Here is a 13206-nt window from a genome sequence, read left to right as displayed (position 1 = left end):
CATGCAAACCCAACTCGCCCCCGAATACCAGAACACCGCCGACGGCCAGGCCGCCGAGGCCATTCTGCGCAAGTGCGTGCACTGCGGCTTCTGCACCGCCACCTGCCCCACCTACCAACTGCTGGGCGACGAGCTGGACGGCCCGCGCGGCCGCATCTACCTGATGAAGCAGGTGCTGGAAGGCCAAACGCCGACCCGCGCTACGCAGATGCACCTGGACCGCTGCCTGACCTGTCGCAACTGCGAAAGCACCTGCCCCAGCGGCGTGGACTACGGCCACCTGGTGGACATTGGCCGCAAGCTGGTGGATGCCAAGGTGCCGCGCCCACTGGGCGAGCAGGCCGTGCGCTGGGCGCTGAAAGAAGGCTTGCCTTCCCCCTTGTTTGCCCCTGCGATGAAGCTGGGACAGATGGTGCGCCCGCTGCTGCCGCAAAGCCTGAAGAACAAGGTGCCCGTCCCGCAGGATGCCGGCGCCTGGCCCACGCGCCAGCACGCACGCAAGGTGCTGATGCTGGAGGGCTGCGTGCAACCCGCCATGGCGCCAAACATCAACAGTGCCACCGCCCGCGTGCTGGATGCGGCCGGGGTGCAGGTCCAGGTGGCGCGCAAGGCGGGCTGCTGTGGCGCCGTCAAGTTCCACCTCAACGACCAGGACGGTGGCAAGGCCGAGATGCGTGCCAACATCGATGCCTGGTGGCCCTATGTGGAACAGGGCGCCGATGCGCTGGTGATGAACGCCTCCGGCTGTGGGGTCACCGTCAAGGAGTATGGCCACATCCTGCGCGACGACCCGCAATACGCCGCCAAGGCCGCCCACATCAGCGCGCTCACCCGCGACCTCAGCGAGCTCTTGCCCGACTTGCTACCGGTGTTGAAGACCCGTCTGGACGGGCAAGCGGTGGGCGCACAACCCGCGCTGGTCTTCCATCCGCCCTGCACGCTGCAGCATGGCCAAAAGCTCAAGGGCGGGGTGGAGGCCCATCTCGCGGCGCTGGGCTTTGTCGTGCGCATCGCGGCCAACGAAGCGCATCTGTGTTGCGGCTCGGCAGGCACTTACTCGGTGCTGAACCCTGCCTTGTCGTACCAGCTGCGCGACCGCAAACTGGGCTACCTGGCACCTGCGGCCAACGAGGTCATCATCAGCGCCAACATCGGCTGCATCACCCACCTGCAAAGCGGCACTGCTACCCCCGTGCGGCACTGGGTGGAGGTGCTGGATGCCGCTTTGTCTGCCACACAGAGCGGGTTCGCCGCATAATCTTGGACTAGGGCTGCCCGTGCCGGGTGGCGCCGGTTGTACCCGTTTGATCCAGGGGGCCCCATGAACCCATCCGACCATATCGATGACCCGCGCCGCCAATGGCTCATCCAGGCGCTGGCAGCCGGAGTCTTCGGCCCAGCCATGGGTTTGGCACACGCCCAGAGTCTGTTTGGCAACCGCCCCAGCAAACTGCCGCCCGGCCAGTCGATCTATAGCCTGAGCGGCAATGTCCGCGTCAATGACCAGCCCGCCACGCTGAGCACCCCCATCAAGCCCGGCGACACCCTGCAAACCGCCAAAGACAGCCAGGTCATTTTTGTGGTCAACACCCATTCCATGATTCTGCGCGGTGACAGCAAGCTGGTGATTGATGCGCCTGCTGGTGCACCTGCCGACACATCTGTGGCGGGGTACCTTATTGGAGGTTTGCGGATGGTGACAGGCAAACTGCTGTCGGTATCGCGCAATTCCCCCATGCGGGTGACCACCTCCACCTCCACCATTGGTATCCGGGGGACCGGTTTTTATGTGGAGTCCGATCCCGAGCAGACGTATTTCTGCACCTGTTACGGTGCCACCGAGGTGCAGGCGACGGATGACCCGGAAAGTCGTGAGCAGGTGGTGGCTTCGCACCATGACCGCCCGCTCTATATCGTCAAGGACGGTGGCCAGGGAAAAAACATCCGCAGTGCCCCTTTCCTGAACCATACCGACCAGGAGCTGGCGCTCATTGAAACCCTGGTGGGCCGGAAAACACCATTTGTGTTTTCCACCGACGCTTACACGGGGCCCAGGCGCGGGTACTGAAACGCAAGGTGCCGGCCCTACTCGGGGGCACCGTTCAAAATCCAGTTCAGGAAGGTGTCGTAGTGGACACGGTCCACGTGGCCGGGCGCAGCACTGGTATTAAAACCCGTCAGCAAGCCGCCGTTGTGGTGGTTGCCCGAAGGTTTGCGCAGCAAGGGGCTCGCCACTATGTCGGTGAAGTTGATGCGCCCGCGCAGCTCTGTATAGAACCAATGGTTATCGGTTGCGTCGGTATCACCATCGGCATCCCGGTCAAAGTCGTCGTACCAAATGGGGGGTACTCCAGCCGTCCCCGCACTGGTGGTGTGACATCCGGTGCAGGTGCCAGCGCCCTGCAAAATGGTTTTGATGTCACTGAAACGCAGCGCAGACGGCGTGTAGGCCAAGGCCGTATCCACCACGATCACGAGTTTGACTTCGGCACTTTGGGTGCTTCCTTTGCTGGTGCGCAACATCACCCAGTAGGTGCCATTGCCCAGGGCGGTAAAGGTGGGCGTAGCGGTGTTGGCGTTGGACAGGCTGGCTCCCACGGTGGGCGAGCTGGGAGAAATGCTCCACTGGTAGCCATCGGAGTACAGGCTCATGCCTGCCGAGAGCGTGGTGCTCAAGGCCTTGACCACACGGTCTGGCCCCGGGTCTGCCACCGGCGCACCGGGCTGGGTTGTTGTGTTGGTATAACCTTTGCCCGTCAGGTAAGTGCCCATGGGGCTGTAGGTGCTGCTGCTGGCCCAATAGTTGTCGTAAATCAGTTTGGCCAGCGGCATGTTGCCGCGGTCGAGCACATGCGCCTTGATGCGTGCCGAATAACCATCAAACTTGGCAAACGTGGCGAAGTCAATGTCCGACTGGTTGCCATTGCCCCGCAGCAGGTGGCAGACCCGGCAGGCTTGGGCTTGGGTGTTGAGGTACAGCGCAGACTGGCCCGCCCAGCCGGCAGGTACATAAGTGTCGGTCGTTGCCGTCGCTGCATTCGGCAAGCCTGCGCCCCCATACATGTCCTTGAGGTGTTCGGCGACGGTACCCTGGTACTCATTGCCAATGGCCGTGCGGCGGCATGCATCCTCACCGCCGGCCGCAACCGGAATGGGCAGTGAGCACAGGACCATCTTGTTGATGGACTTGATCTTGGACTCTTGCATCAGGCGCGTGAAGCCGGGCAGACTGGAAAAGTCGAAGGAAGCTGGTTCCAGCGGGTGCAGCTGGGCAGCAATATCGCCGCGGACTCCACCTTGGTTCGGCGCCACGGCGTCCACTGCCGATTTGACATTCATGAGCCGCGGGAACAGGGGTTTGCCGGCCAGGGCTGGCGTCAGCGGGTCGCCGCGGCCGCCATGGCAGGATGCACATACGGTGGGCATGGCCTTGGGGCCACGGCCATCCAGGTTGCCCATCATCAGCCGGGCACCGGTGACAGGATCGTAGGTGTAGAACTTGACGAAGTTGATCGTGCCGCCCGGGCCGGGGCTGAATTCAATGGCGTTGGTACCCAGATGCCATTTGGCCTCCGGCATGATGGCCGCCTCCAGGTTCAGCGAACTGTACGCGCCGTAGGCGCCCACCATGTAGTTCTCCACCACAAAGGCCAGGGTGCCATCGGGGTTCTGTCGCGCCGTCATCTTGCGGCCGTAACCCAGGTCGCGCTGGTCACCCACGATCACGCTTTCTTCGCCCAAAGTGCCCGCCGCCGTGCCAAACAGGTTTTTGGCTTTGAACTTGGCCAGCGTGTCACGTTCGTTGTTGGGGTCGATGGCTTCGTAATACGCAGTGGCGTAGGCGAGGGAAGCTACCTGGAGCGTGCCATCGTCCTGCTTCTGCGGGTTGGGAAACAGCAAGAAACTGTCTGGTCCGCTGGTCGCTGTTGTGATGCGAGCGGCATTGGGATCAACGTCGCCAGGACTTCCACCGCCTCCCCCACAAGCCGCCAGGACCCACGGCAGCAATAGGTACAAGCCAAAGAAAACACGGTGTCGCCAAGGCATGCGGACCTCCCTCAAAAACGGAACAGGTAGCTCGCCAGCAATTGGTTGCTGATATAGCTTCGGGGCGAGGTGGCCCAGCTTGGCCGCAATTCTGGTGTGGATTCCACGCGCCGCCAGGCAATGTCAATGGCACCGCTAGACCCCAGAGAGTAGTTGTAACCCACGGTGGTCAGCCAAGTGCTGCCATTGATTTTGTAACTGAAAAATTGCCCGCCGGTGAAGGCGTTGTCCAGCACAAACACCTTGGAGATGGTGACGTTCTCCAGCGACGCGCGGCCGCTGGAAACCACATCACCCACGCGGTACTCTGCACTCATGTACAGGGCATTGCGTGCACTCAGTGCGTAATCCAGGCTCATGCGGGCGGAGGTATCCACCGTGGTGAACACTTTGCTGGAGCTGTAGCGCTGGTTGCTGGCCAGGGCGGCGAACAGGCTGATGCGGTCCGTCAGCGGCTGGCTGTACGACAAACCCAGGCTGTACCGGTAGCCATCACGCACATTGGACTCGTAGTCTTCAACCTTGAGTTTGGCGAAAATGCCCAGTGTCGGAGCTGAAAACTCAGCGGACTCGCGGTATTGAAGTTCTGCTTCCAGCGCAGCGTCCAGATGGCTCAGGCCGGTATAGGTCTGGAAGCGTTCGCCTCCCAGCACACCGGCCAGTACTACACGGCTCTGAGTCCCGAGCGGAAGCGTTTTGGATTTGCTGATATTGACGCTGTAAGCGCTATCGCTGAGGCGGTCATTGCCTTCCTTGGCCCGTGTGACGTTATCGTCCAGCGTGAGCCCGGCGTCGAACAACAAGCCAAACCCGTTGCCCTCGTTGGCCAAGGCGGCCATGGGATTGCCGAGGCAAAAAATCAAGACCAAGCACCATCGTGCCCGGATGCCGCAATGCAACGACGGTGTACATGCCATGCCGGTCATCCCTCGCAAGAGCCACGATGGTCGCCAGTCTAAAGCAAGCGGCGCGCCTTGCCTACCGCACCGCGCAGCGTTGCAGGCTTACGCCGCCAGCGCCGCCTCAATGTCCTGCGCCAGGCTGGCTGGGGTGTCGGTGGGGGCATAGCGCTTGAGGACCTGCCCGTCCTTGCCGATCAGAAACTTGGTGAAGTTCCATTTGATGGCCTTGGTACCCAAGAAGCCCGGGGCTTCCTTCACCAGCCACTGGTACAGCGGGTGGGCGTCGCTGCCGTTCACATCGATCTTGGCCATCATGGGGAAGCTGACCCCATAGTTGAGCTGGCAGAACTCCGAGATTTCGTCGTTGCTGCCCTTGTCTTGCGCACCGAACTGGTTGCAAGGAAAGCCCAAAACAACCAGCCCCTTGCCCCCGTACGTCTTGTGCAGCTCTTCCAGCCCGGCGAACTGGGGCGTGAAGCCGCAGGCACTGGCAGTGTTGACAATCAGCAGGGGCTTGCCCTGAAACTGCTTGAGGGGAACCGGTTGGCCGTTGATCTGCAAGGCATCAAAGTCGTACACGGAAGACATGGCTGGGACTTTCTCAAGTAGCAAAGCAGCCACGATAGCAGCTTGTGAAAACACTTGTCCCTGCCGGAATTTGCTGAGAAGATTCTGGGCATTAAGGAGATGCGGTGAACAAAGCCCCCTGGTACCAGCCCTACGCAGGCTGGATGCGGGTAACCAAACAGGAATACGACCTGGTGCAAGGTGAGGGCACCATGGAGTCCTTGCGCCGCTTTCGGTGGGTGGTGTGCCTCATGGTGCCCCTGCACTTGGTAATGGGCTTTCTGTTGGGGCGCTACCGGGCACCTGCGGATCACCCTGAGTTACAGGCTTGGGCCGCGACGGTGGGGCCTGCGCACTGGTCCGCCGCGCTGCTGGCCGCCATCGGCGGAGTGGCGGCCCACTATGTCTTGCGCCATGCCAGGGCGAGCGCTACGGCCATTGCACTGCAGATTCTTGTCTCCGTGGGGTACATCTATTTGGGTGCCTATCTGAGCATTGCCGATTTGGTCGCCAATGCGGGCGCTGGCCTGTCCAGCTTCATGCTGATTTGCATCATGTTTGGTGTGTTGTCGTTGATGCGGCCCGCGATCTCGGTGCCTTTGTTTCTGGGGACCTACCTGGTGTTTGCGTATTTGCTGCGCCACGCGCCCATTCCACCCCAGCACAACAACAGCCTGAACATCGTGGCTTTTTTCTGTCCCTTGTTGGCACTGGTCGCCTCCCTCATGGTCTGGAGCCAGTTTGCAAAGGCCGTCAAGCTACGCCGCCAGCTCAGCCGCAGCAACCAGGCACTGGTCGCCCAGCAACGCGAGCTGGCTTTCTTGGCCGATCACGACACCCTCACCGGCCTGTACAACCGCCGGGAGTTCATGCGCCAGGCGCAGCAAGAGCTCAATCGGGCGGTGCGTGCTGGCGTGCCCACGCATTGCGTGATGGTGGACTTGGACTTTTTCAAGAAGGTCAACGATCTGCATGGCCACCCGGTGGGAGACGCCATGCTCCAGCATGTTGCGGCTGTGTTGCTGCGCGGTGTGCGCAGCACCGACACGGTGGCGCGATTGGGGGGTGAGGAATTTATCGTGTTGTTGCCCGACACGGCGCGCCAAGGTGCTTGCGACGTAGCCGAAAAGCTGCGTCTGCTGTTGCGCTCCTCGCCGCTGGTCTACCTGGGGGTGGAGTTGCCCATGACCGCCAGCATGGGGGTGAGCGGTACCACACCCGGGCAAAAAGCGTCGGTGGGTGCCATTTATGCCGCGGCCGACAGGGCGCTCTATGTGGCCAAACAGTTGGGGCGGGACCAGGTGCAGTACGCAAGCCCTGAGGCCTCGGAGCTGGCTGCGCCGTCCGACTAACCGTGCAGGTTGTCGTTGCGGGCGATGTCCAGCAGGTGGTTCACCTCGTTCGCATGCTCGCGGCAGTTGCGTTCGTGCCAGCGTTTGATCCACCACATGAAGCCTGCCACCACCACGCCAAACACGGTGATGGCGCCAAAGGCCGACAAGCCCATGCCGGTGGACAGGCTGTAGAACGCGCCCAGGCCCAGAATGCAGGCCTGTTCATTGAAGTTCTGCACGGCAATCGAGCGGCCCGCCCCCATCAGGTTGTGGCCGCGGTGCTGCAGCAGCGCGTTCATGGGCACCACCAAAAATCCGCCCAGGCCACCCAACAAAATCAGGAAGGGCGCCGCAACCCACACGTTGTTGATGAAATTCAGCAGGATCACCAGCAGCCCCATCGCAATGCCCAGCGGAATCACATTCACCGCGTGCTCCAGGCGCATGCGCAGTGAGGCTGCCACCGCGCCCACCGCCGTACCAATGGCCACCACGCCCACCAGTGCCGATGCCTGCGTAACGCTGTAGCCCAGCGCCGCGGAGGCCCAAGCCAGCACGATGTAACGCAGGTTTCCGCTCACGCCCCAGAACAGCGTAGTAGTACCCAAGGAAATTTGTCCCAGGCGGTCTTTCCACAGTTTGGTGTTGCAGCTCCAGAAGTCGGGCAGCAAACTCAGCAGGTTTTTGGGCATGGGGCGCATGGACACGCCGGTGTCGGGGATGCGGGTGTTGAACCAAGCCGCTGCCAGGTAGACAAAGATCAGGATGCCAATGGCCGCTTCGGGCGCGGTGTCGATGCTGGTGTCAATCAGCGGGAGGTCAAAGGACAGTAGTGCCTGCGAAATCATGGGGCTGACCAACTGGCCGCCCAGCAGGACGCCCAAAATGATGGAGGCAATGGTCAGGCCTTCGATCCAGCCATTGGCCTTGACCAGTTGGCTGGCGGGCAGCAGTTCGGTCAGGATGCCGTACTTGGCGGGCGAGTACGCCGCAGCGCCCAGGCCCACCACGGCATAGGCCATCAGCGGATGGGTGCCAAACAACATCAGCAGGCAGCCCACAATCTTGATGCTGTTGCTAATCAGCATGACCTTGCCTTTGGGCATGGCGTCGGCAAAAGCACCCACAAAGGGCGCCAGCACCACGTAAAACAGCGCAAACATGGGGACCAGTGCGGCTTGTTGCCATTCCGGAGCACCGCCGCTGCGCAATAACTGCACAGCGCCCACAAACAAGGCATTGTCGGCCAGCGAGCTGAAAAACTGCGCTGACATGATGGTGTAAAAACCGCGTTTCATGGGTGGGGAATGAGGCACATTAGCAGGACTAATGCGCTGGGTATTGTTGTGTGTCTCCAAACGTGCTGCGGTTATAGCACGCCGGCCAATGTCAAAATCTTTGTAGTTTCAAGTCCCAAACGCGCCCATGCCCCGTCCTATCCAAGCCACCATCCACCCCCAGGCCTTGCGCCACAACCTGGAGGTGGCGCGCCGCGCGGCACCCGATGCGCGGGTTTGGGCGGTGGTCAAAGCCAATGCCTATGGGCATGGCATTGAGCGGGCATTTGAGGGGCTGCGTGGTGCTGACGGCATTGCCCTGCTGGATCTGGACGAAGCCAGCCGCGTGTGCGCCCTGGGCTGGCGCGGCCCTATCCTCTTGCTGGAGGGGGTGTTCGACCAACGCGACCTGGAGCTGTGCTCGCGCCTGGGCTTGTGGCACACCGTGCACTGCGAAGAGCAGATCAACATGCTGGCCATCCACAAAACCAACGAGCCGCACCGGGTCTTCCTCAAGGTCAACTCCGGCATGAACCGCTTGGGCTTCCAGCCGGACCAGGTGCGTTCGGCCTGGACGCGGCTCAATGCGCTGCCGCAGGTTGACGAGATTTCACTGATGACCCACTTCAGCGATGCCGATGGTGCCACAGGTATCGACGCGCAGATGGCCGTCTTCAAAGCTGCCACGGATGACCTGCCTGGCGAACGCACGGTGAGCAACAGTGCGGCCACGCTGCGCCACTCCGGCTCTGGCCTGGTGTCAGATTGGGTGCGCCCCGGCATTGCGGTGTATGGCAGCGCACCCGACTACCCTGAGCACACGGCCGCCCACTGGGGCCTTCAGCCCACGATGACGCTTGCTGCAAAAATCATAGCTGTTCGCGCACTATCTACGGGTGATACGGTCGGTTATGGCTCCACGTTTGTGGCGGACCGGCCGATGCGCATTGGTGTGGTGGCCTGTGGTTATGCCGACGGCTACCCGCGCCTGTGCCCCACTGGCACCCCGGTGCTGGTGGACGGCGTGCGCACCCGCACCGTGGGCCGCGTCAGCATGGACATGGTGACGGTGGACCTGCAGCCTGTGCCCCAGGCCGGCATGGGCAGCGAAGTGACGTTGTGGGGCCGGTCTGCCAATGGTTCGGTGTTGTCCATCGACGAAGTGGCCGCCTGCGCAGGTACCGTCGGGTACGAGCTCATGTGTGCGCTGGCACTGCGGGTACCCGTGGTGGTGGCTGATTGAAGCGCCGGCCTTGAAATACGTGCCCATCCCGGTAGCCCTGTTGGCAGTGGGGCGGCCCATCCCGGTCAATATCTGGAGCGAGGCGGGGCAACTCTTGCTGCGCAAGGGCCAGCCCGTGGTCTCCGAGCAGCACCGTGACAAGTTGCATGCCTTCAACGCCTCGGCCACCCCCAGTGATGCGCTGGCCTGGCAGCGTGCCTATGAACGCATGGTGCATGAGATGCTGCGCGATGGCGTGGACGTGATGACCATTGCCCAAGCCGGCATGCCCAGCGAGATCCGCGAAGCCGACTACGTGGTGGGCGCCCAGCTCAGCGGTGGCTGGCTGGATTTGCAGGAGGTGCTGCGCGGAATTCTGTACCAGGGGGGCTTGGCCATCAACCCCCTGAGCCGGCTCGACGGCATTGCACGCAAGCTTCTCAAGCTGCTGGAGGAGGATGCCGACGACAGCCTGTTTTGCCTGTTCCAGGCGTTGGCCGACGACAGCCTGGGTTACTGCGCCACCCACGCCCTGTTGTGCGGCGTGGTGAGTGCACTTACGGCGCAGAAGCTGGGGCTGGACCCGCACGCCCGGCGCAGCCTGGTGGACGCTGCTTTGACCATGAACATCGCCATGGCGCGCGACCAGGACAGCCTGGCCCGCCAAACAACCCCCCTGACTGATTGGCAGCGCACCCTGATCCGCGAACACCCGGAGCGTAGCGCCGCGATCCTGCAAGCTTTTGGGGTGGAAGACCCTGACACCCTGGACCTGGTGCGCTGGCACCATGCGCCCGATGCGGTGGAGGCCCTGCCGCGCAACCTGCGCTCGCGCAAGATCCTGAGCACCGCCGACGCATTTGTCGCCAAGATGGCAGCCCGCAAGACCCGCTCACCCTTGTCGCCGCTGGGCGCGGCCAAGTCCATCTATGTCGGGGCGGAAGGCGACGCGGCCGCCGTGGGGGCCGCCATGGCCACCGCCGTCGGGTTCTATCCGCCGGGTACCTACCTGCTGTTGGCCAATGGCGACACGGCCGTGGCGGTGCAACGTGGCGCCAAGGCCACGACGCCGTGGGTGGTGGGCGTGATGGACAAAAACAGCATGCCCATCACCCGCTACCAGCCGATAGAAGCCGCAGGCACAGAGGCCACCATCGTGGCACCGGTGAATTTTGAAACCGTCAAAATTGCCATCAGTGCGGACCGGGTGCGCCGCGCGCGTGACCGCATCCCCAAGCCTTGAGCCTTATGCCGCGAGCGTGCGGCGCTGCCAGGCCTTGAGCGCCTCGAACCACAGCACACACAGCAAGCCCAAGCCCACCGCGAGTGCCAGACCGTTGCCCGGCAAGGGCGCAAACGCAAACAGCCCTTGCAGCCAAGGGAGGTACACCGCCGCCAAAGTGAGCAGCAGCGCCACGCTGCACACCACCCACAGCGTGCGGTTGGGGGTGACTACCGAGCGCCACAACGGCAGATGGCTGCGGTTGCAAAAAATCAGCCCCAGATTGCCCAGCACCAGCGTGATGAACGCAAAGGCCCTGGCCCCGTCCTCTCCCCACTGACCCATCGCCCACCCCTGCGCCGCCATTACCACGGCAAGCGCGCCCTGCGCCTTGTAGCAGAGCCAGGCCCAGCGTGCGCCGGTCCAGCAAAGGGGCTTGCACATCGCGCGGAGGCCTGCGCATGCCATCGGCCTCGGCCGGTTCGTTTTCAAACACCATGGAGCAGGCCGGATCAATTACCAGTTCCAGAAATGCAATGTGCAGCGGGAACAGCACCGTGGGCCAGCCCAGCAGCACCGGCAGCAGGGCCATGCCGGCAATCGGCACATGCACCGCCAGGATGTAGGACATGGACTTGCGCACATTGTCAAAAATGCGCCGCCCCAGCCGGATGGCCCCGACGATGGAGGCAAAGTTGTCGTCCAGCAGCACCAGCGCGGCCGACTCGCGCGCCACGTCGGTGCCGCGCCCGCCCATGGCAATGCCCACGTGGGCCGCCTTCAGGGCCGGGGCGTCGTTCACGCCGTCGCCGGTCATGGCCACCACCTGGCCATCGGCCTGCAGGGCTTGCACAATGCGCAGCTTTTGCGCCGGCGCCACGCGGGCGCATACCGCCACCGTGCGCATGCGGGCGCGCAGGGTGGCGTCGTCCAGCGTGGCAATCTCGTCACCGCTCAGCACGTCACTGGCCTCACGCTGGGCCAGCCCGGCGGACTGCGCAATGGCGTGGGCGGTGGCGGGGTAGTCGCCAGTGATCATCACCACCCGGATGCCCGCGGCGCGGCACTGGGCCACTGCCTCGGGAATCTCGGGGCGCAGTGGATCTTGCAAGCCCAGCAGGCCGACAAAGCGGAAGCTGAAGTCGTGTTCCTGCGCGGGCCAATCGGTGCCCTCAAACTGGCCTTGTGCCACCCCCAGCACCCGCAGGCCTTGACCCGCCATGGCGTCCACGGCGGCGGCAATGCGCAGGCGCTCGGCCTCGGGCAGGTGGCACAGATCCACCACCGCTTCGGGCGCGCCCTTGGCCGCCACGATGCGCGTGTGGTCCTGGGTTACTGTCGTCCACACATGGGACATGGCGCGCAGCTGTGGCGTCAGGCCGTATTCGCGCACCAGGGTCCAGTCGCGGTGCAGGTGTTCGGTGCCTTGCAGGAAGTGCGCGCCCAGGCGGTGAAACGCCAGCTCCATCGGGTCGTAAGGGTCTTGCACGCTGGCCAGGATGGCGAATTCGGCCACGGTGTGAAAGGCCTCCGGCAGCTGCGGACTGCGCGCTGTAGTCCACCGCCAGTGTGGCATCGGCCTGCGCGCCGCCATAGGCGTAGAGCTGGGCCACGGTCATGCGGTTTTCGGTCAGCGTGCCGGTCTTGTCCACGCACAGCACCGAGGTCGCGCCCAGCGTCTCAATGGCGGCAATGCGCCGGGTGAGCACTTGCAGCTTGGACAGGCGCCAGGCGCCCAAAGCGGGCAGCACGGTCAGCACCACGGTGAATTCTTGCGGCAGCAGCGCCATCGCCAGCGCGATGCCAGCCAGCACCGCGTCCATCCAGTCACCACGCAGCAGGCCGTAGGCCAGCACCAGGCTTGCGCTGGCGCTGAATGCCACCACGGCCAGCGTGCGCACCAGCCGCGCGGTTTGCGCGCGCAGCGGCGAGGCCTCGGCCTGCAGGCTTTGCAAGGCACTGCCAATACGGCCCATGGCGGTGCGCTCACCGGTGGCCAGCACACGGGCCGTGCCGTGGCCCTTGACCACCAGCGTGCCGCAGTACAAAAACGGCGTCTGGTTGCCACCGGCTTGCGGTGGCAGGGTGGTCGGGGTGTCGCCATCCGCAGGCACCGCCTGCTTGTCTACCGGGGTGGATTCCCCGGTCAACAGGGATTCATCGGCCGTCACCTCGCTGCCGTCCAGCAGCACGGCGTCGGCCGCAATGCGGTCGCCCTCAGCCACCACCAGCAGGTCGCCCACCACCACGTCGCGCCCGGCAATGCGCTGCTGCTGGCCGTCGCGCAGCACCAGCGCGCGCGGGCTGGAGAGTTGGCGCAGCGCCTGCATGGCGCGTTCGGTCTTGCCCTCTTGGTAAAGCGTGAGCCCCAGCACCACGAGCACCAGGCCCATCAAAATCCCGCCCTCTTGCCAGTCACCCAGCACGCCGTACAACACGGCGGCGGCCAGCAGCAGCATGAACATGGGCTCTTTCAGCGTGTCCCGCACGATGGCGGCCAGCCGCCGCGGCTGCTCACCGGGCAGCACGTTGGGGCCGTCCGCCCGCAGGCGCTGCGCGGCTTCGGTCTGGCTCAGGCCCGTCGGCGTATTTTTGGATGAAATTGGCATCTGGCCCTTATCAAATATGCGCGAGC

The 13206-nt window shown here is 63.6% G+C and carries 11 protein-coding genes and 1 pseudogene; 5 read left to right on the top strand and 7 right to left on the bottom strand.

What is annotated here, in order from left to right; translation table 11 throughout:
- Position 1 precedes the first annotated feature (1 nt).
- Positions 2-1258: a glycolate oxidase subunit GlcF gene (gene glcF / locus U5O12_RS20700; RefSeq protein ID WP_322580451.1), complete on the top strand. Its 1257-nt coding sequence runs from the start codon at positions 2-4 to the stop codon at positions 1256-1258.
- A gap of 63 nt (positions 1259-1321) precedes the next feature.
- Positions 1322-2068, top strand: a complete 747-nt coding sequence (locus tag U5O12_RS20695; protein WP_322580450.1) for a hypothetical protein — start codon at positions 1322-1324, stop codon at positions 2066-2068.
- A 17-nt stretch (positions 2069-2085) separates the two neighbouring features.
- On the opposite strand, the gene U5O12_RS20690 is transcribed toward U5O12_RS20695, so the two are convergent.
- The 3 genes from U5O12_RS20690 to U5O12_RS20680 all read right to left on the bottom strand — a co-directional run bounded on the left by U5O12_RS20690 (position 2086) and on the right by U5O12_RS20680 (position 5537).
- Positions 2086-3900 carry a hypothetical protein gene (locus tag U5O12_RS20690; protein ID WP_322580449.1) on the bottom strand — a complete coding sequence of 605 codons (1815 nt, stop codon included), beginning with the start codon at positions 3898-3900 and terminating at the stop codon, positions 2086-2088.
- 158 nt (positions 3901-4058) lie between these two features.
- Entirely contained in the window at positions 4059-4886 is an 828-nt protein-coding gene (locus U5O12_RS20685) for a hypothetical protein (protein WP_322580448.1), read from the bottom strand.
- A gap of 165 nt (positions 4887-5051) precedes the next feature.
- A complete protein-coding gene (locus tag U5O12_RS20680) occupies positions 5052-5537 on the bottom strand; it encodes a glutathione peroxidase (RefSeq protein WP_322580447.1) in 486 nt (161 codons plus the stop codon).
- Between the two features lie 104 nt (positions 5538-5641).
- Between U5O12_RS20680 and U5O12_RS20675 the strand changes: the two genes are divergently transcribed.
- Positions 5642-6868: a GGDEF domain-containing protein gene (locus U5O12_RS20675; RefSeq protein ID WP_322580446.1), complete on the top strand. Its 1227-nt coding sequence runs from the start codon at positions 5642-5644 to the stop codon at positions 6866-6868.
- On the opposite strand, the gene lplT is transcribed toward U5O12_RS20675, so the two are convergent.
- Positions 6865-8148: a lysophospholipid transporter LplT gene (gene lplT, locus U5O12_RS20670; protein ID WP_322580445.1), complete on the bottom strand. Its 1284-nt coding sequence runs from the start codon at positions 8146-8148 to the stop codon at positions 6865-6867. The two genes, U5O12_RS20675 and lplT, sit on opposite strands and share 4 nt — an antisense overlap.
- 127 nt (positions 8149-8275) lie before the next feature.
- On the opposite strand from lplT, the gene alr reads away from it, so the two are divergent.
- On the top strand, positions 8276-9370 hold the full coding sequence (alr, locus tag U5O12_RS20665) for an alanine racemase (RefSeq protein ID WP_322580444.1): 1095 nt from the start codon (positions 8276-8278) through the stop codon (positions 9368-9370).
- Positions 9371-9380: 10 nt separating this feature from the next.
- A complete protein-coding gene (locus tag U5O12_RS20660) occupies positions 9381-10592 on the top strand; it encodes a hypothetical protein (protein WP_322580443.1) in 1212 nt (403 codons plus the stop codon).
- 3 nt (positions 10593-10595) lie between these two features.
- Here U5O12_RS20660 and U5O12_RS20655 read toward each other — a convergent pair whose 3' ends face one another.
- The 3 genes and pseudogenes from U5O12_RS20655 to U5O12_RS20645 form a co-directional block, all read right to left on the bottom strand.
- Positions 10596-10916: a cation-translocating P-type ATPase C-terminal domain-containing protein gene (locus tag U5O12_RS20655; protein ID WP_322580493.1), complete on the bottom strand. Its 321-nt coding sequence runs from the start codon at positions 10914-10916 to the stop codon at positions 10596-10598.
- A gap of 100 nt (positions 10917-11016) precedes the next feature.
- Positions 11017-11793: pseudogene (locus U5O12_RS20650) on the bottom strand (HAD-IC family P-type ATPase); the annotation flags it as partial.
- A complete protein-coding gene (locus U5O12_RS20645) occupies positions 11744-13180 on the bottom strand; it encodes a cation-transporting P-type ATPase (RefSeq protein ID WP_322580442.1) in 1437 nt (478 codons plus the stop codon). The gene U5O12_RS20645 and the pseudogene U5O12_RS20650, both read right to left, overlap by 50 nt.
- Positions 13181-13206 lie beyond the last annotated feature (26 nt).

Source organism: Rhodoferax sp. (assembly GCF_034519335.1).
Lineage (GTDB): Bacteria > Pseudomonadota > Gammaproteobacteria > Burkholderiales > Burkholderiaceae_C > Allorhodoferax.
Note: the sequence above shows the minus strand (reverse complement) of the source record. Positions and strands in the feature narration are given on the sequence as shown.

Excerpts from the sequence above, each read along its gene's own strand:
- U5O12_RS20685 (WP_322580448.1), bottom strand. The coding sequence starts at position 4,886 with ATGGCCGCCTTGGCCAACGAGGGCAACGGGTTTGGCTTGTTGTTCGAC.
- U5O12_RS20645 (WP_322580442.1), bottom strand. The coding sequence starts at position 13,180 with ATGCCAATTTCATCCAAAAATACGCCGACGGGCCTGAGCCAGACCGAA.
- U5O12_RS20680 (WP_322580447.1), bottom strand. The coding sequence starts at position 5,537 with ATGTCTTCCGTGTACGACTTTGATGCCTTGCAGATCAACGGCCAACCG.
- alr (WP_322580444.1), top strand. The coding sequence starts at position 8,276 with ATGCCCCGTCCTATCCAAGCCACCATCCACCCCCAGGCCTTGCGCCAC.
- U5O12_RS20695 (WP_322580450.1), top strand. The coding sequence starts at position 1,322 with ATGAACCCATCCGACCATATCGATGACCCGCGCCGCCAATGGCTCATC.
- U5O12_RS20655 (WP_322580493.1), bottom strand. The coding sequence starts at position 10,916 with ATGGGTCAGTGGGGAGAGGACGGGGCCAGGGCCTTTGCGTTCATCACG.
- lplT (WP_322580445.1), bottom strand. The coding sequence starts at position 8,148 with ATGAAACGCGGTTTTTACACCATCATGTCAGCGCAGTTTTTCAGCTCG.
- glcF (WP_322580451.1), top strand. The coding sequence starts at position 2 with ATGCAAACCCAACTCGCCCCCGAATACCAGAACACCGCCGACGGCCAG.